Origin of the sequence: Oscillibacter sp. ER4 (assembly GCF_000765235.1) — a bacterium.
Lineage (GTDB): Bacteria > Bacillota > Clostridia > Oscillospirales > Oscillospiraceae > Hominicoprocola > Hominicoprocola fusiformis.
The window spans coordinates 1-18,062 of record NZ_JPJG01000083.1; the positions used below are offsets into that span (position 1 = coordinate 1).

Annotated in this window: 12 protein-coding genes and 1 pseudogene; 4 read left to right on the forward strand and 9 right to left on the reverse strand. The window is 58.9% G+C overall.

What is annotated here, in order from left to right:
- Nucleotides 1-264 precede the first annotated feature (264 nt).
- From NI20_RS0111920 to NI20_RS0111930, 3 genes are all read right to left on the reverse strand, one after another.
- Nucleotides 265-1,041: a GntR family transcriptional regulator gene (locus tag NI20_RS0111920; RefSeq protein WP_052084658.1), complete on the reverse strand. Its 777-nt coding sequence runs from the start codon at nt 1,039-1,041 to the stop codon at nt 265-267.
- A 155-nt stretch (nt 1,042-1,196) separates the two neighbouring features.
- Nucleotides 1,197-4,748: a M56 family metallopeptidase gene (locus tag NI20_RS0111925; RefSeq protein WP_033121621.1), complete on the reverse strand. Its 3,552-nt coding sequence runs from the start codon at nt 4,746-4,748 to the stop codon at nt 1,197-1,199.
- Between the two features lie 25 nt (nt 4,749-4,773).
- Nucleotides 4,774-5,148, reverse strand: coding sequence for a BlaI/MecI/CopY family transcriptional regulator (locus tag NI20_RS0111930; protein WP_033121622.1), 375 nt, complete (start codon nt 5,146-5,148; stop codon nt 4,774-4,776).
- Nucleotides 5,149-5,447: 299 nt separating this feature from the next.
- On the opposite strand from NI20_RS0111930, the gene NI20_RS0111935 reads away from it, so the two are divergent.
- The 3 genes from NI20_RS0111935 (at nt 5,448) to NI20_RS16050 (ending at nt 9,248) form a co-directional block, all read left to right on the forward strand.
- A complete protein-coding gene (locus NI20_RS0111935; protein WP_052084660.1) occupies nt 5,448-6,422 on the forward strand; it encodes a hydroxyacid dehydrogenase in 975 nt (324 codons plus the stop codon).
- A gap of 409 nt (nt 6,423-6,831) precedes the next feature.
- Nucleotides 6,832-8,091 carry an acetyl-CoA C-acetyltransferase gene (locus NI20_RS0111940; protein WP_033121623.1) on the forward strand — a complete coding sequence of 420 codons (1,260 nt, stop codon included), beginning with the start codon at nt 6,832-6,834 and terminating at the stop codon, nt 8,089-8,091.
- Nucleotides 8,092-8,867: 776 nt separating this feature from the next.
- A complete protein-coding gene (locus NI20_RS16050) occupies nt 8,868-9,248 on the forward strand; it encodes a transposase (protein ID WP_369699418.1) in 381 nt (126 codons plus the stop codon).
- On the opposite strand, the pseudogene NI20_RS0111950 reads toward NI20_RS16050, so the two are convergent.
- From NI20_RS0111950 to pth, 6 genes and pseudogenes are all read right to left on the reverse strand, one after another.
- Nucleotides 9,169-10,128: pseudogene (locus NI20_RS0111950) on the reverse strand (recombinase family protein); the annotation flags it as partial. The gene NI20_RS16050 and the pseudogene NI20_RS0111950 sit on opposite strands and share 80 nt — an antisense overlap.
- Nucleotides 10,112-10,675, reverse strand: a complete 564-nt coding sequence (locus tag NI20_RS0111955) for a hypothetical protein (RefSeq protein WP_156108643.1) — start codon at nt 10,673-10,675, stop codon at nt 10,112-10,114. The gene NI20_RS0111955 and the pseudogene NI20_RS0111950, both read right to left, overlap by 17 nt.
- Before the next feature lie 8 nt (nt 10,676-10,683).
- A complete protein-coding gene (locus NI20_RS13885; RefSeq protein ID WP_156108644.1) occupies nt 10,684-11,910 on the reverse strand; it encodes a phage tail tape measure protein in 1,227 nt (408 codons plus the stop codon).
- Nucleotides 11,911-12,424: 514 nt separating this feature from the next.
- A complete protein-coding gene (locus NI20_RS14330; RefSeq protein WP_052084664.1) occupies nt 12,425-13,546 on the reverse strand; it encodes a peptidylprolyl isomerase in 1,122 nt (373 codons plus the stop codon).
- The gene (gene mfd / locus NI20_RS0111970) at nt 13,543-17,112 is read right to left on the reverse strand and encodes a transcription-repair coupling factor (RefSeq protein ID WP_242842995.1); all 3,570 of its coding nucleotides are present in this window, start codon (nt 17,110-17,112) and stop codon (nt 13,543-13,545) included. The genes NI20_RS14330 and mfd overlap by 4 nt, the downstream gene beginning before the upstream one ends.
- Before the next feature lie 145 nt (nt 17,113-17,257).
- Nucleotides 17,258-17,839, reverse strand: a complete 582-nt coding sequence (gene pth, locus NI20_RS0111975; protein ID WP_033121626.1) for an aminoacyl-tRNA hydrolase — start codon at nt 17,837-17,839, stop codon at nt 17,258-17,260.
- A 38-nt stretch (nt 17,840-17,877) separates the two neighbouring features.
- Here pth and NI20_RS15515 point away from each other — a divergent pair.
- Nucleotides 17,878-18,062 (forward strand): hypothetical protein (locus NI20_RS15515; RefSeq protein ID WP_206538571.1); only part of this gene is annotated, 185 nt, incomplete at its 3' end.

Consider the following 18,062-nt stretch of genomic DNA (forward strand, 5'->3'; position numbering starts at 1 on the left):
AAATCGTATAGCAACACTAATGCGGCAACGCCGCGCACGAGGCACTTTCACTTCGGAGACATCAGAGTTGTTCAAGCCTGAGACTGCCAATCTAAGCCTTTCTCTTGGGGTTCCAAAGGGGCCATTCTCTTTTGCGAAAGAGAATGGCCCCTTTGACTCGCTCCCACACGGTGTGGGGAACAACGATGCAGCGCTGCCGCGCTGCGATAAGATCCCCGCTGCGCGGGGAGGGCGCAAAAAAAGGCAGCCGAAAGGCTGCCTTTTTTAATCAACCGTGCGCATGAAGGACGTCGATCCCTTCTGAAATCTCACATCCAGTTTCACGCGGTCCGCGCGCATATAGCTCGTGGTGTATTCATAGGTATGCCCGTTCTCGGTCGTGGTGCGGCGCTGATGGAAAAACGCCGCCGAGCCGGGCGCGCAGTGCAGAAGCTGCGCCTCGTGCGGCGCGAGCACGACGGCCTCATACGTGTCCGACGCGGAAAACGGGATGACGCCGACGTGGTAGAGGAGACTGTAGAAGCTGTGCGTCTCCAAAAGCTCGCGCGTCAGGTTCGGATAGATGTACTCGGGGTAGTACGACGTCTCCAAGATGAGCGGCTCGCCGTCGACATTTCGCACGCGCGTGAAGCGATAGACTTTGACACCCGGCTCAAGGCCCATGAGCGTCACGATCTTGGGGGAAGGCGTGATGACCGCGAAGTCGACCAGCGTGGACGACGGCGTTTTGCCCAGCTGGGAAATTTCCGTCGTGAACGAATACTGCACGCCCTTGCGGCGCGTGTTCGGGTCAGTGACGAACGTGCCCTTGCCGCGCTTGCGCACGACAAAGCCCTCTTCTTCCAGAGCACCGATGGCCTGACGGACCGTGTTGCGGCTGATATCGTAAACGCGGCAGAGCTCGGCCTCGCTCGGGAGCAGGTCGCCGACCTTGAGCGCGCCGGAGGTGATGCTGCGCTTGATGATGCCCATGAGTTGGGAATAGAGAGGAATTTCGCTGTCGAGCGACAGCGGATTTTTGAGGACCGGATTGTGTTCCATGGTGGGAACCTCCCGAGAAATACGTTTTGGAATATTCCCATCATACCACATATCTTTGAGATGTTCCAGTACCTTTTTGCAATATTCCCATCATTTTACGCAAAAATGCGGGGAAAAAGGCGGCCCGAAGGCCGCCTATTTGAAATTTGACCGCTTCAGTCCAGAATTTCCTGCGCACCGGTCTTGATGCTGATGCGCACGGCGTGCGTTACAAGCGGGTCGTCTGACTTCTCGTGGTTGATGTCGTAAACGGCGGTAGTGTAGACATAGCCGTCGCGGATCTCAAGAGAGAAGTCGACGGAGGTGACATAGGTGCCGTCCTCTGTGAGAGCGCTGCCGTAGAACCAGTCCTTGTCACCGAATTTCGTGAACGTTTTGCCGCAGTCATAGGAAATGGACAGGTTGTTCGGCGTGGGCATGAAATAATCCGTCATCACAATAATGTCGCCGCTGATAGCGATGGCGTTGTAGCCGTTGATCGAACTGAGCTTCTTGCCATCCGTGTCATAGAGAACGGTGATAAACGAGCCCATTATTGCGCCGCCAATGTGATAACTCATCAGGATGCGGTTGTCCTGCGTTGAAAGGCTCGCGCTGACGGGCGCGTCGTTGAGATAATCAATCGGCAGGGTATCGATCGTTTCGACCGAGCCGCCCTCGCGCCAGCGGCAGAGCTTGCCGCCCGCAGTGTACCAGAGGTAACCGCCCAGATCAACATAGCTGTCGGCAGCCTTGATGAGCGAGTCGCGGCTGACGGCATTCGTCGTGGTGGTCGAAGATGCGTCGGACGGCTTGGTGCCAGACTGGGCGCTGTGGTACCATTCGAGTATTACGTCATAGAACGTCGCATACTTGCCGAAGTCACCAAATGCCAGATAATACTCTGTCGGCCGATTCTCGGCGCAATAGCCGATCACATTTCCACCTTGATAAGATTCAAACCAAGATTGGCTATCGCCTTTCAAATCAATCCGGATGTGATTCAGCAGGGAGATATTCTCAGGTTCGGATGTAGAAGAATAGCCATAGTTGCTCAGGTCCACGTGCAGCTCGCTTCCCTCAGTGCTGACCGGCTCGCGCGGACTGATAATCGAACTTGTAGCAGCCGGAAACAGAGACAGCGATTCAATACCGCCATTTGCCGCGAGCTGGAGGTCGGTCAGGAACGCGGTATCAGCGGGAGACTCGGAGTCGGAAGAGCCGTCCGTGAAGTAGATTCCTCCGTTGATCGTAAAGTGCTTGACCATCGCCTGCAAGATCACGGCCTCCTCCTCGACGGCGCGGTCGTGGTTCCAGCCCCACTGATTCTCCTCGGTGCTGCCGTCGAAGAGCCAGTGAATCTCAACGATATAGCAGGTGTTGTTCGGCCCGTTGAAGAGCGTGACGACCGTGTTGCTCATGCCTTCGTGCGTCACGAAGCGGCAGCTCTCGTCGATCCACTCAGCGGTATAGCCCGCGCTTTCCCACTCCAGCTTCTCGTCGTACAGGCTGTGGTCGACCTCTGTGACGCTGAAATACGAGCCGGTGTTATAGCTCGAATACCAGTATTCCGCGTATTCCGCATCGGGCTTGTACGTCCAGCCGGAGATGGGGGCATAGAAACTGTAATTGCCATTACCGGAGATCAGGCGGCCCTCGACGGTGTTGCCGTGGCCGTATCCGTCCTCGACCAGACCGTCGACCAGATCGGGAATGTACATCTTCGGCTCGTTGAGCCCCGCATAGTCGATATAGAAGTCGTGCAGGTAATACTTGAGGTCCACGCCGTAGCCGCAGCCGTTGTACCACAGCCCGTCGTTGCTCATCGAGGTGCCGATGATCTGATAGCCGGTCTTCTCGCCGTAGGTGTAGTGCAGGACGGTGAGATAGTGCGTCCAGTTCTCGTTGAGATATCCGTCATCCGTCAGCTCCTGCCCGCCGATGGGGACGATCTCCGCGCCCGCCTTGTTCGTGGGCTTCCTCTCATACTGGAAGTACCACAGCTCCAGCACCGTGCCGTCGGGGGAAAGGTTGCCGAGCGAATCTGCCTGCTCCAGCTGCGTCACGCGCACATCGGCGACCGTGTCTTCGATCGAGCGGGACGCATATTCATTGTTTTCCGACACGGAATAGGTCATCGTGCCTTTTTTGAGGTCTTCCACGCACGCGGTGGCATAGTCGTCCATCGAGGCGTAGATCGTGTCGGTGTTTTCGATGTTCAGACGGTAGATGCTGCCGATGCCCTCGATTGCCTTGTTACCCGAATCGCTTCCCAGTGTCCGATAGGCAAGACTGATATAAAAGCTGCCATCCTTCTGTGCGAAAAGATAGAGCACATTATAGTAGTCTTCATACGTTGTGTCGGAAACGTAGCCTTTCCAGACGGTCCGATTGCCGCTGATGAGCTCATCCGCGCTCATGCCGTTCCACGTCTCGTCAGCAGAGTCATTGAAGAGGGCTGGGAAGGTGGACTTGTCGAGTGATACGACCTCCATCGGGGAGAAGACGAACTCGTCGCCGCTGGGCGCGAACATCGCGACGCGCTTTTCACTGTCGATGGTCAGGGCGCGGAACGTGATGGCGGGGGAGTAGGGGAAGCCTCTGACGGCGCTGCGCGCTTCCGTTGTCAGATACACCGCCTCGTCGACCGAGAACGTTGTGCCGTCGAACGGATTGCCCGCCTGTGCGCGCTCGCCCCAGCTGACGGCGCAGCCCGCCGTCAGCGTCAGCGCCAGCACGAGGGCGACAACGCCGAGCCCGCGCTTTTTCTGCGCGCCGAGGACGTTCGTGATGCGCCGCTTGAGGCGCTCGACCGTGCCGCCGAAGCACGTCGTCGCGGGCAGCGCCCGCACGCTGGACTGCACGGCGGCGAGCAGTGTCCGGCTGTAAGCCGCGCGCTCGGGGAGTTCGAGCCCGTCGGTCGCCGCGCTGTCGCAGGCGAGCTCAATGTCCTCGTCCGCCTGACGCAGCATCAGATACACCACGGGGTTGAACCAGTGCATCGCGTTGGCCGCGAGCAGCACGAGCTTTAAGAGCATATCGCGCTGCTTGAGGTGGCACAGCTCATGGCGCAGGATGTAGCGCAGCTCCTGCACGTCGTAGCGCTCGTGGGGCAGGAGCAGCCGCGGGCAAAGAAGACCTGTCACCGCGGGGGTGGAGATGGCCTCGCAGACGATCATCTCCGGCGCGCTCACGCCTAAGTCGCGCGCCGTGTCAGAGAGCATCGCGGCGTAGTCCGCGCGGGAGACGTCTCTCTTCCAGCGGCGCACCGTGCGGCGGAAGAGGGCGTAGGAGATGCCCTGATACAGCAGGAACGCCGCCGCGCCCGCGAGATAGCCGTAAAACAAGATCGTCGTCACGGGGATGTAGCGTGTCGTCTTCTGCTCGGGATTCGTCACGGGGCGCTGGATGATCGTGTCGCGCACCGCGGCGGGGGACTGGCCGCTTTTTTCGGCCATGTCGCCAAACAGATTATCGGTCGATTGGATGGCTGTCTTATCCGTGCCGACAAAGAGGGTGTAGTCCTTCGGCGGCGCGGCCTGCACCGGCGCGTTTTTCACCGAAAAATCGACCGGCAGCAGCAAAAATGCCGCCAGCGCCAGCCACAGCCAGCAGCGCGTTTTCGCACGGTAGCGCTCGCGCCAGAGGGGTTTGAGTACCAGCATCGCCAGAATGGCGAGGGAACCTAACAGGGAAGTTTTCAACAGATTCAGCAGAAATGTTTCCATGGTGCGTCCTCCTTTTTATCGCCGTTTACCGGCTCATATCGTCCAAAAACTGCCGCAGCTCGTCGATCTCGCTCTGTTCGAGCGGCTGCTCGGCGTTCAGCGCCGCGACAAAGCTGCCGAGCGACCCGCCGTAGAGCCGCTTCAGGACGCTGCGGCTCTCAAATTCGAGGTATCTGTCCTTTGAGACGAGCGGCGTGTACGAATTGTTCCGCCCCTCGCGGCGGCTCGAGAGGAATCCTTTTTCGCACAGGCGAGTAAGGTAGGTGTTGACGGTGTTGGCGCTCCAGCCGTGGCTCGCGAGCGCGCCGTCGAGATCGCCGCGGCTGACCTCGCCGCCGACGGCCCAGATGGCCTGCATCACGGCAAGCTCCGCGTCGGGCAGTCTCTTCTTATCGTCCATGGGTTGACCTCCTTAGATGATCTACTACATTTGTCGTTGATAACTATATACTACATATGTAGTAGTTTGTCAAGCGCCTTTTATGTCCTTTTTTGTTTTGCAGCGAAAATTGCAGAAAACAGGGGAAAGACATGACGGCAAATCGTCAAAATGAAAGATGCTGTTCAATTATTTGAATGAGTTCTTGCAAATCTTTCTGAAAATCGCTTGCTTTTGTGCAAAGCGCAAGGTATAATGAAGAAACCGTATGAAATCATTTGGCAATTCAATAAATAAAAATTTGAGAGGAGATCTTTATCATGGCAAAGTTCAAAGTTTACTACACCATCGAGCTCAACGAGGTGGCCACGCACATCTTCGAGTCCAACGACTTTGAAGTGAAGCTGTGCAGCCATAACGACGAGGAGACCTACGTCAAGGAGCTCGCCGAGTTCCAGCCCGACGCCATCATGTGCCGCACCGAGCCCATCACCGCCAAGATGATGGACACCTGCAAGAACCTCAAGGTCATCGGCAAGCAGGGCGCCGGCCTCGATAACATCGACATGGACCACGCCCACGCCAAGGACATCACCGTTGTCTACGCGCCTGCCGGCAACGCCAACGCCGTCGCCGAGCACGCCGTCATGCTGATGCTCATGTGCGCCAAGCGCTTCACCTATGTCGACCGTCAGTTCCGCGGCGGCAACTTCCTCGTCCGTATGGGCATGGAGCACACCTATGAGCTCGGCGGCAAGACCCTCGGTATGATCGGCTGCGGCCGTATCTCCCAGCTCGCCATGCAGAAGTGCAAGTACGGCTTCGGCATGAACGTCATCGGCTACGATCCGTACCTCACGCAGGACAAGATCGGCGATCTGTGCGAGCTGAAGGCCACCGCCAAGGAGGTCTGGGAGCAGGCCGACTTCGTGTCCGTGCATCTGCCTGTCGTTCCCTCCACCGAGCACTCCATCGGCCGTGAGCAGTTCAGCTGGATGAAGCCCACCGCTTCCTTCATCAACTGCGCGCGCGGCGCTCTGATCAAGGAGAACGAGCTTGTCGAGTGCCTGAAGGACGGCACGCTGTTCCAGGCCGGTCTCGACGTGTTCGAGCATGAGCCCATCCAGGAGTCCAGCCGCGAGCTGTTCAACCTCGACAACGTCATCATGACCCCGCACATGGCCGCCACCACCGAGCAGAGCGTTCTGAACTGCTGCACCTCCGTTGCCAACGACATCGTCGCCGTCTGCAACGGCCAGGAGCCCAAGGTCAAGGCCCAGAAGCCCAAGTTCTAAGCTATTTCTGTTTCGTAGAAACTACTTATTAAAAGGGACGCCTCGAAAGAGACGTCCCTTTTTTGCGCCCTTGGGCGCAGGGGGGGCAGTCAGGCAGAGCTGCTGCTTTTTATTCCAACAGCGTGTGGAGACGCGGGAAAGGGGGCCATTGTCTCACGCGAGACAATGGCCCCCTTTCCCATGCAGCGCCAGCGGCGCTGCTTTCCCTGCGCCTTTGGGTGCAAAACGATCCCGTGGTGCAAGATATTCTTCATTCTTGTTAAATAGTTAACGAAATGAAAGAAAAAAATCAAAATTGCCTATATTTTTCGCAACTTTGCAGTTGATTTTTCATTTTTCTGTGTGTATAATCAAAATCGAAGAAAATCGGATCTCATTCCGGATTTACAAATTTTAAAGGAGAAGTCAAATGAAAGAATTGTACGTCGTCAACTGCTGCCGTACCGCTGTCGGTTCCTTCGGCGGTTCCCTGAAGAACACCCCTGCCGCTCAGCTCGGCTCCATCGTCGTGAAGGAAGCCCTCAAGCGCGCGAATGTCGCTCCCGAGAATGTCGATGAGCTGATGTTCGGCTGCATCCTGACCGCCGGTCTCGGTCAGAACGTCGCCCGTCAGGTCGGCGTGGGCGCCGGTCTCCCCTATTCCGTCCCCGCCTATACCGTCGGTATGGTCTGCGGCTCCGGTATGAAGTCCGTCATTGAGGCTGGCCGCGCCATCCTCGCCGGCGATGCCGATATCGTCGTCTGCGGTGGCACCGAGAACATGAGCGCCGCTCCTTATGCCGCTCCCGACGCCCGCTGGGGCGCCCGCATGGGCGACAAGAAGCTTGTCGACACCATGATCAAGGACGGCCTGTGGGATGCGTTCAACAACTACCACATGGGCACCACCGCCGAGAACATCTGCGATGTTTGGGGCATCACCCGCGAAGAGCTCGACGCCTTCGGCGCTGCCTCCCAGCAGAAGACCGAGGCTGCTCAGGCTGCCGGCCGTTTTGACGATGAGATCGTTCCCGTCCCCGTGAAGGTCAAGAAGGAGATCGTCGAGTTCAAGAAGGATGAGTTTCCCCGCGCCGGTTCCACCGTCGAGGGTCTTGCCAAGCTGCGCGGCGCGTTCCCCGTCGGCCCCGAGGGCGTTGAGGACGAGATCGTCCACACCTTCGAGCCCACCGGCATCCACGAAGCCGATACCAAGAAGCACGTCCAGCGCGTCACCGCCGGTAACGCCTCCGGCATCAACGACGGCGCTGCCGCCATCGTCCTCGCTTCCGGCGAGGCCGTGAAGAAGTACAACCTCAAGCCCATGGCCAAGCTCGTCAGCTGGGGCCAGGGCGGCGTCGACCCGAAGATCATGGGCGTCGGCCCCGTGCCCGCTTCCCGTCAGGCCATGCAGAAGGCCGGCCTGACCATCGACGATATCGACCTCGTCGAGGCCAACGAAGCCTTCGCGGCCCAGTCCATCGCTGTTGCCCGTGAGCTCGGCTTCGACATGAGCAAGGTCAACGTCAACGGCGGCGCGATCTCCATCGGCCACCCCGTCGGCGCTTCCGGCGCTCGTATCATCGTCACCCTGCTGCACGAAATGCTCAAGCGCGACGACGCCAAGAAGGGTCTTGCCACCCTCTGCATCGGCGGCGGTCAGGGCGTTGCCACCATCTTCGAGAAGTGCTAAAGCACCGCTAACCCCTGAAAATAAAAGGAGACCTCGAAAGAGCAATGCTGTTCGGACAAGAGCGCAAACTGTTCGGTTTGCGCTCTTGTCACTATTTTTGCCCTTATGGGGTGTTCGGTTAGTGAACTTTTAGTGAACATTTTGTTCTTTCCTTTGACAGCACTATTTGCTTGTGCTAACCTGTAATCGGCCTTAGTAGCCCAATTTGAGAGTTTTACGAGATTTTACGATTTTAGCATATTGCCGACCCATTTTACAATTCATGCTGCTGTCCTGACATATGGATGAGTGTCTTAGGAGCGCATGACAATGGCTTCCCTGCCGGTGGGAGCCGTTGTCATGCGCTTCTTTTGCGTCCAATCCCGGCAAATACATGACAGGAGCAAAAGATTATGAATATCGCTGATAAAGTTAAGATGGAATTTGAAGATGCTATCCGTTCCGCAATCAAAGACTGGTAGCGTGATGCTGACGAGCCTGCCAATCTGTTTTCCCGAAATCGCAAACTCGACCAAGTGACCATGATAAAGCTGCTCTGCCTCATGGGCGGCAACAGTTTACGCAAGGAGCTGTACGATTACCCCAGCCTAAAAGTGTCTGCGTCCAGCTTCTCTGAGCGCCGCGTCGCCATTCCTTCCGAACTGTTATATTATGTTTTGCGCCGCTTCTCTGACACAGACAACGGGAATGATGCCTTTCTTTACAAGGGCCGCAAGCTGATTGGCATAGACGGCGTAAATTTCAACACAGCACTCAACAAGGACACGCCGTCTTTCATGCCTGCGTCAAACACAGCCAAGGGCGGGTATAACCAGTATAAAGCCACGGTCATGGTAGACTTGCTTTCTAATCAGACGGTGGACATGGTACTGCACCCTATCAGCAAGCAGAACGAACACGCAGATGCGGCCTTTATGGTGGCGTGGAACGATTTTCTGCCTTGCATTTTCGTATGCGACAGACTTTACTCTTCCTATCCCTTAATTGCAGATTTTCAGCAAAAGGGGCTGGACTTCGTTATTCGCACAAAGCAGAATAATGGCGCGTTAAAGCCCATACAAGCTTTGCCAATGCGTGGATGCCGCTGTGGTACTTCCGGCCCTTGCCGCGCTTCTCCATCTCCCGCTGAACCATCTCGAAGGTGTCCGGGTCGATGATAGGCTCGTGATTGTACTCCACATAATACTGGGGGATTTCTCCCTCATTGACCTTCTTTTTCTTCGTCAGGTAATCGACGGTGTAGGTCTTTTGCAGCAGAGCGCAGCCCTTGTATTTCTCATTCGACAGGATACTTTTGACCGCCGAGGTGTTCCACTTGGGCTTGCCGCCGGGAGACAGGATGCCATCAGCCGTGAGCTGCTGGGCGATGCCATTGTAGGTCATGCCCTGAAGGAACATGGCGAAGATGCGCTGAACAATGGCTGCCTGCTCCCGGTTGACCACCAGATTGCCGTCCGGCCCACGGTCGTAGCCGAGGAACCGGTTGAACGGAACCGTGACCTTGCCGTCTGCAAAGCGCTTCCGCTGGCCCCAGGTGCAGTTTTCAGAAATGCTCCGGCTTTCCTCCTGCGCCAGCGAGGACATGATGGTCAGGAGCAGCTCGCCCTTCCCGTCAAACGTCCAGATGTTCTCTTTTTCAAAATAGCACTCGATGCCGCTTTCCTTGAGCTGGCGGATAGTGGTCAGACTGTCCACCGTGTTCCGGGCAAACCGGCTGACGCTCTTTGTCACGATGAGGTCGATTTTTCCGGCCAGCGCATCCGCAACCATGCGTTTGAAGCCCTCGCGGTGCTTGGTGCTAGTGCCCGTGATGCCTGCGTCCGTGTACACATCGACGAACTCCCAATCGTCCCGGCTCTTGATGTAATTCGTGTAGTAATCAATCTGGGCCTCATAGCTGGTGAACTGGTCGTCATGGTCGGTGGAAACACGCGCATAACCGGCGACCCGGCGCTTTTTCTGCTCCGTGATTGGCATAGCTGTGAAGCGGGTCAGCGTGGCTGGGATGGTGGTAATCTTCTTAGTCGCTTTCGGCATGGCGTTCCCTCCATTTCGCTTTCATGACCTCGCTCATGTGCTTTTTCCGCTCCTCAGTCTGGCGGGGCATCTGGCGCTTCTGGACGAAGGCTCTGGACACCTCATGCCCGTCCCGGAAGTGAAAGACAATCTCGTTGTCTGCGGGCACCGTTGCATAAGCCAGCTGCTGATTGAAAAGCTCCTCGTCAAACTCCGGCAGGCCCATCACATTCGCGATGAGCGTCCTGAGCGTGTCCTCCCGGATGCCTACCTTAGAGCAGCCCACCGCCGTCGGCGATGCAAGATAAGAAGCCGCTTCGGCTCCGTAGTTGACAGCGGAGGTATCGACCTGACCGCGATCTTCCGTCATGCGCAGCTGGTCGTAATCGATCTGCTTGGCCTTCATCTCCCAGCCGAAGGACAGCCCCGGAGTGCCGGAAACTACGAAATGGTCGCTGCATCTGCCTGTCAGCGCGATTTCGCCGGAGCCATACGCCTGGAGGAACACCTGATAGCTATCCAGCGATACACACTGGGCGAACACCGGATTCCCTTTACGGCCTCCCACGCGCCGGATCAGTCGCCCTGGAATACGGAAATGAATACATCCACGATGCCCAGAATGACATCCAGTACCGTGGACAGCGTAATGGCGATGTGCTTGAACACACCCTCAAAGACTGGAGCGAGAAGATCACAGAACCCCTGCCATACAGCGGACAGCACTTCGGTAATGCTTTCAAATTCAAAGCCCAGGCTGTTCAGCCGGTCAACGATGCCCTGACAGAAGCCGCTGATGGTTTCTTTGATCTGATTCCATGTGCCGATGATATTTTCTCGGAATTCATCGTTGGTTTTCCAGAGCGTCGCAAAGGCGGCTGCCAGCGTACCGATCACTGCCACCACGGCAAGCACCGGCCCGACCACGGCCCCAAGCGCACTTCCCAGTCCGGTGATGGAACCGCTGCTCCCGGCGATCTTTACGCCCAGCTTGGCGATGACCTTCGTCAGACCGGAAAAGCCCTTCATGGCTGTACCGACTGTGGAAGTCACTTTGCCGAAGAGAATGAGCATGGGACCGATGGCAGCGACAACCGCCGCAATTTTCAACACGGTTTCTTTCTGCTCATCGTTCATGCCGTTCAGCTTGTCCACAAATTCCTGGATTTTCTTTGCCGCCGCCCGGATTTTTGGCATGAGGATTTCGCCGAAGGAAATGGCAAGCCCCTCCAGTGCGGACTTTAGAATGGTGATCTGGCCGGACAGGTTGTCCATCTGTGTATCCGCCATCTGCTGAGCCGCGCCGCCGCTTTCCGTAATGGACTGCTGGAGACTGTCCCAGCTGTCTCCGGTATTGGAAAGCAGCGAGTTGACAGCGGCCAGATCGGTTTTATTGAAAATGGACGAGATGATGTTCTGCTTTTCAGCGGAAGTCATCCCGTCCATACTGGTATTCAAATCCCCCAGAATATCGTTGAGGGAACGCATATTGCCTTCGGAGTCGTAGACCTCCACGCCCAGGCTCTCCATGCAGGCGGCGGCTTTGTCCGTGGGGCTTTGCAGAGCCAGAATTACGTTTCGCAGATGGGTGCCGCCCTCCGCGCCCTTGATGCCGTTATTGGCGAGGATGCCCAGAGCGGTATTCAGTTCCGCTGTGCCGCCCTTGACCGTCTTCGCGGTTGCGCCGATGGTCAGGATGGCTTCACCCAGCTGGGCAACGGAGGTATTGGTGGTGGATGCCGTCTTGGACATCTGATCCACCATGGTATCGGCTTCGCTGGTTTCCATCCCCAGAGCCGACATGGCATTCCTTACAGCCGTATGCTTGTGTCCCCTGTCGGTTATTTGATTCCTTTGGAAGACAAATATTTTCGAGACAACCCCCAGACAATGGGTTTCAAACACGGCGGGTATGTGACCTGTGTTGGCTATGTCACCAACGTGATAGGAGAGAGTGTTGCCCCTCTCTCTGATAGTATTTTCTCACAGCTACAAGGCATGGTAAACCAAGCTCTAGTATCTATCTTGCCAACCAAAGAAAAAGACTTGTTCGTTGTTCATCCCATCGCCATATATTACGGTAAATAAAAAGCCCCCTGCTGATTTTGAAAATCAAAATCAGCAGGGGCGTTTTTGTTCGGTTAATACCTAACCGAACAGCATTGCTCGAAAGAGGTCTCCTTTTTATTTTGTCCTCTGCACGGTGCAGAGAAAAAAGCAGTGCCCCTGCCGAGACGCAAAAAGGAAGCAGCCCTTTCGGGCTGCCCCTCACGCGCCCTCGCGGGCGCAAACGCCGTACAGTGCGCCGCGCTGCGATTTAACCCTCCGCCTGCGCGGCGACGATCGCCTCGTAAATCGTCTGCGGGTCAAGCTTATCATAGTCCGCGCTCGTCGCCATCGCGGCGGCGTCGACCTGCTCGGCGATGAAGTTCGTGAAGTACTCCTCGCGCACCTCATCGGCGGCTGCGGCCTTGTCGAGCGGCAGGCGGAGCAGGATGTGATAGCCGAAGCTGGATTCGACGACTTCACTCACCTCGCCCTCGGAAAGCGCGTAGGCGGCGTCTTCAAACTCCTGCACCATCGAGCCGGTCGTGAAGGTGTAGCCCGTGGGATAGCTCTCGCGGCCGGGGTCCTCGCTGTACTCGTCGGCGAGCTCGGCAAAGTAGGAGGCGATGTCGTCGCCGGTGTAGGAATTGAGCTTTTCGACGAGCTCCTCAGCGAGCGCTTTCTTTTCGGCCTTCTGCTCGTCGGTGAGGGCTTCGCCGGTCGTCATGTTCTTCGTCGCAAGCAGGATGTGGTCCGCTGTGATGTAGCCCTGCTCGGCGGCGTATACGGCGAGGTCCTCGTCGGAGGCGTAGAGCGCGCTGCCCTCGGTGTTGTAGAGCGCATAGAGATTCTGATACAGGTAGTTCGAGCGCGCGACGCGGTCATAGGTCTCGCGGCGCATGCCGAGCTTGGCGATCTCGGCCTCAAAAGCTTCCTCGCTGCCGTACTGGTCAATGTAGCTCTGGTCGCTCTCGGCCATGGCGGCCTCCTGCTCGGCGGTAAGCGTCACGCCGTACTTGCTGGCGAGATTTTCAAGCACCAAGTGCTGCTTGACGGACGAGAGCACGCTTGCTTTCACATAGTCGGCGACACTCATGCCGTCGGAGAGGGTGTCGTCCCAGTTGATGGACGAGCCGGAGTAATACTGCATATAGCTGTCGAGATACGACACGTCGTAGCCGATCCAGTAGGCGACAAGGTCGGCGCTCGCGCCGTTGCCGTTCAGGCTTGCGACGATCGCGTCGGGCGCGACGCCGGTCGCTTCGTAACAGAGACCCTCCTGCATCGTGCCGGAGGTGAAGCCGTTCGAGGGCGAGAGCGACACGACGGCAAAGGTGAGCGCCGCGGTGATGGCCGCCGCGCCAAGGAACGAAAGTAATCTCTTCTTGATCATAATGTTACCTCTTTTTCGTTTTCTTCCTTATTCACACGCAGGTCTCCGACCAGCGTCAAGGCTGTATCCAATGCGTCCTCGCCCAGCGAAAGACGCAGCAGGAGCTTCGGCTCCGTCCCCGTGGCGGAGAGCGTGAGCCGGCGGCGGTTCTTCGGCAGTGAGCAGAGGGCCATCACGGCCTCCACGGGGACTGCCTCGGACGCGGCAAAGGTGAAGGTGATCTCGCTGCCGCGCTGCGAGATATCGCTCACGCCGATCTGCACGGCCTCCGCGCGCAAAAGCGCGACGTCCATGAGCTTGAGGACCGGCTGGGGCGGCTCGCCGTAGCGGTCGATGAGCTCGTCGAGCAGCTCCTGCGACTGCTCGGCGGTGCGCAGCGCCGCGATGCGGCGGTAGATGTCCATGCGCTGCTCGCCCGATGGAATGTAGCTCTCCGGCAGGTTGGCCGAGACTGTGAGGTCTGCCGAGCATTCGGTGCGCTGCGGCGCTTTTTCGCCGCGCTGCTCGAGCACAGCCTCTTCCAAGAGCTGCAAATACATGTCGTAGCCGACGCTCATCATGTAGCCCGACTGCTCGGGGCCGAGCAAATTGCCCGCGCCGCGAATCTCAAGGTCGCGCATCGCGATGCGGAAGCCCGAGCCGAACTCCGCGTATTCGCGGATGGCCGTCAGGCGCTTGGCCGCAACCTCGGTGAGGATCTTGCCCGCGCGGTAGGTCATATAGGCATACGCCCGGCGCGCGCTGCGGCCGATGCGCCCGCGGATCTGGTGCAGCTGGGCGAGGCCGAGGCGGTCGGCGTCCTCGATGATGAGGGTGTTGACATTCGGAATGTCGATGCCCGTCTCAATGATCGTCGTGCAGACGAGCACCTGAATTTCTCCGTCCGAGAGCTGCTGCATCACGGACGACAGGCCCTTTTCGTCCATCTTGCCGTGCGCGACGCCGATGGTGACATCGTCGCCGAGGAGCTTTTTGAGCTGGGCGGCGCAGCGGTCGATGGTCTCGACGCGGTTGTGCATGTAGTAGACCTGCCCGCCGCGCGCGAGCTCGCGCCGGATGGCGTCGGCGATGACGCTCCAGTTATGCTCGAGCACATATGTCTGCACCGGCTGGCGGTCAACGGGCGGGACCTCGATGGTCGACATGTCGCGGATGCCCGAGAGCGCCATGTTGAGCGTTCTGGGGATGGGCGTTGCCGAGAGCGTCAGCGTGTCGACCTGACGCGAGAGCTCCTTAAGCTTTTCCTTGTGTGTTACGCCGAAGCGCTGCTCCTCGTCGATGATGAGAAGGCCAAGGTCCTTGAAGTGCAAACTCTTTTGCAGCAGCGAGTGCGTGCCAATGAGTAAGTCGATCTTTCCCGCGGCGGCATCCTGCAAAATTTGCTTCTTCTGCGCCGGCGTTTTGAAGCGCGAGAGCACTTCGATGCGCACGGGGAACGAGCGGAAGCGGTTCAGCGCCGTCGCGTAGTGCTGCTGGGCGAGCACGGTGGTCGGCACTAAGATGGCCGCCTGCTTGCCGTCGAGCACGCACTTCATCACGGCGCGCAGCGCGACCTCAGTCTTACCGTAGCCGACGTCGCCGCAGAGCAGGCGGTCCATCGGCGTACTGCGCTCCATGTCGGCCTTGATCTCGGCGATGGCGCGGAGCTGATCGTCGGTCTCTTCGTAGTCGAAGGCCTCTTCAAATTCCTTCTGCCACGGGGAGTCGGGCGAGAAGGCGAAGCCAGGACGGCGCTGGCGCTCGGCATAGAGCGCGATGAGCCCTTTGGCGAGGTCCTTTGCCGCGGCGCGCGCCTTCGTCTTCGCGCGCGACCAGTCCGTGCCGCCGAGCTTACTGAGCTTCGTGCGTATTTGGCCGTCCTCGTCCTCGCCATGGCCGCCGATGTATTTCGACACCATGTCGAGCTGCGTCGCGGGGACGTATAAGCTGTCGTTGCCCGCGTAGCAGATCTTAATATAGTCCTTGTCCACGCCGTCGACGCGCATGCGCTCGATGCCCGCAAAGCGGCCGATGCCGTGGTGGACATGCACGACGAGATCGCCGGGGGAGAGGTCTTCATAGGAGCGCAGCGCGGCGCGGGCCGACGTCTCCTTCTTCGGCCGCGCCTTTGCGCGCTTGCCGGAGATGGGAGCGGTCAGCTGGCCCTCGGTCAGGATGACGAGCTTTAATTGTGGATATTCGCTGCCCGCGCTCAGCGCGCCGAGGCCGATGACGGTCTCGTGCGGGGCGGGGAGGCGGTCGTTTTTCAAGTTGAGCTGCGCGCGGATGTTCCGCTCTTCCAAAAGGCGCCGGAAGTTTTTCGCGCGCGTTTCGTTGCCGCAGAGAACGAGCACGCCGCAGCCTGCGCCAAGATACCGCTCCATGTCGCCCGCGGCAGTCTCGAGGCTGCCGCCATACGACGGCAGCGATCGCGCGTTCATGCTGAGGATGGCCCTCGGCGGCAGCAGATTGCGCGACGTGGGGAGCGAATCGAGCAGCAGCACGGGGAACGCGCCCATGCGATGGCTCAATGCCTCCTGACTCAGCGCGAGCGCGGCAAATTCGCCGCACAAAACGCCCTCTTCGATCAGGGGCTTTACGTCCTCGGAGAGCTCCCAGTGGTAGTTCTTGCTGCGTTCCAAAACGCGCATGCCGTCGCTGACGGCAATCAGCGTGTCGGGTGAAAGATAGTCGAGCGCGCAGACTTCGTCGGGGTAGCACGCGGCGAGATACCGGTCCATGCCGCCGAGCGGCAGGTCGTTACGAAGGCGCTCGATGTCGCTGCGCAGCGTTTGGACGATGGGGCTGTCTTCGGCCTTTTTCGCGATCTTCTGCGCGGCGCGCCCAAGGCGCTCGAGCATTTTTTCGCGCCCGCCGTCCGAGAGGGCGGGCAGCACCTCTGCCGCGGGCAGGACGGTCAGGGATTTGACGTTCTGCGTGCGGCGCTGGGTCGTCACGTCGAATTCGCCCATCGCGTCGACCTCGTCGTCGAAGAATTCGACGCGCACGGGCGCGCTCAGCGGCGACCAGACGTCGAGAATGCCGCCGCGCAGCGCGAACTGGCCGACGCCCTCGACCGTTTCCGCGCGCGTGTAGCCGCTTTCGACAAGCTTTTTCGAGAGCGCGTTCAGGTCAAAGCGGTCGCCGAGCGAAATGTCCGTCACCGCGCCGCGCAGCGCGTCGGGCGGGAGCGTTCGCTGCATCAGGCCGTCGACCGTCGCGACCAGGATCGGCGCTTTTTCGGCGGCAAGGCTGCACAGCGAGCCGATGCGCTGCTGCTCCCAGCCGTGGGAGGCGAACACGCGGTCGCGCAGCTGCCATTCGCGCGCGAACAGCAGGCTCACGTCCTCGCCGAGCAGCTCGTGCAGGTCGCCCGCCATGCGGTTTGCCTCGTTTTCATCCGCGCAGACGATCAAAAGCGGGCGCTGTGTCTTGTGCCGCACGGCAGCGGCAAGCTGCGCGCGGTGCACACCCGAAAGGCCCGACACGGCGATGGGCGATGTGCCCGCGTCGAGCGAGAGCAGCAGCTCGCGCACCTCGGGAAGAGAAACGAGCGCTTCGTTGAGTTTGTTCATCCCCTGCGCCATGCCGTATCCCTCCTCCCGCAGCGCGCAAAAGGGCAGATCCGCCGCAGCCGCGGCGGGTCATGCCCGTGGTCGTCAGTCATTTTATTATATAGGCTTTTGCCCAAAAGTCTATGTCGATTTTATAAATTTTGGCGGCAAAAAACGCTCAGCCGTTGAAGCGGTTCTGCGCGGTGAGCACGCCGTCGGTGATGATGCACTCCGCCGCGCCGAGCGCGCGGTCGAGCACACCGTCGATGACCTTGCGCTCATTGGCCGTGAACGGGCCGATGACCCAGTCGACAATGTCGTGCTCCGGCGCGCCGACGCCGACCTTGACGCGCGGGAAAGCGTCGGTGCCGAGGTGCGCGATGATGTTCTTGAGGCCGTTGTGTCCGCCCGCGCTGCCGCTGCCGCGCACGCGGAGCTTGCCGAGCGGGAGCGAAATATCGTCGGAGATGACGATGACGTGGTCGGCGGGAATTTTATAGAACCGCGCCGCCTCGCCCACAGCCTCGCCGGAGAGGTTCATGTAGGTCTGCGGCATCATCAAAAGCACATTCACCCCGCCAAATTCGATGACTTCCGTCAGCGCGCGGAAGCGCAGGCGGTTGCAGCGCAGATCGCGCTTGTCGATCAGGCGCTCCGCGGCCATGAAGCCGATGTTGTGGCGGGTGTTTTCATACTGCTTGCCGTAGTTGCCCAAACAGACGAGCAGCCATTCCGGCGGGCCGGATTTTTTGAAAATCATGAAAATGTTCCTCACTTTTTGCGCCCGTGAGGGCGCGGATGCTTTTTCGCACAGGTGCGAAAGGCTTTGCGGCACATGTGCCGCGTGATGCGACCCCCATTTTCTTTCCCGAGAAAGAAAACGGGCGTCGCCCGTCCAAAAGAAAGGCGTTTCCCATTGCAAGCGAGCAGCTCGAAGAGCTGCAATGCTTGCCGATTGCACTGCCCATAGCGCGGCGTTGCCG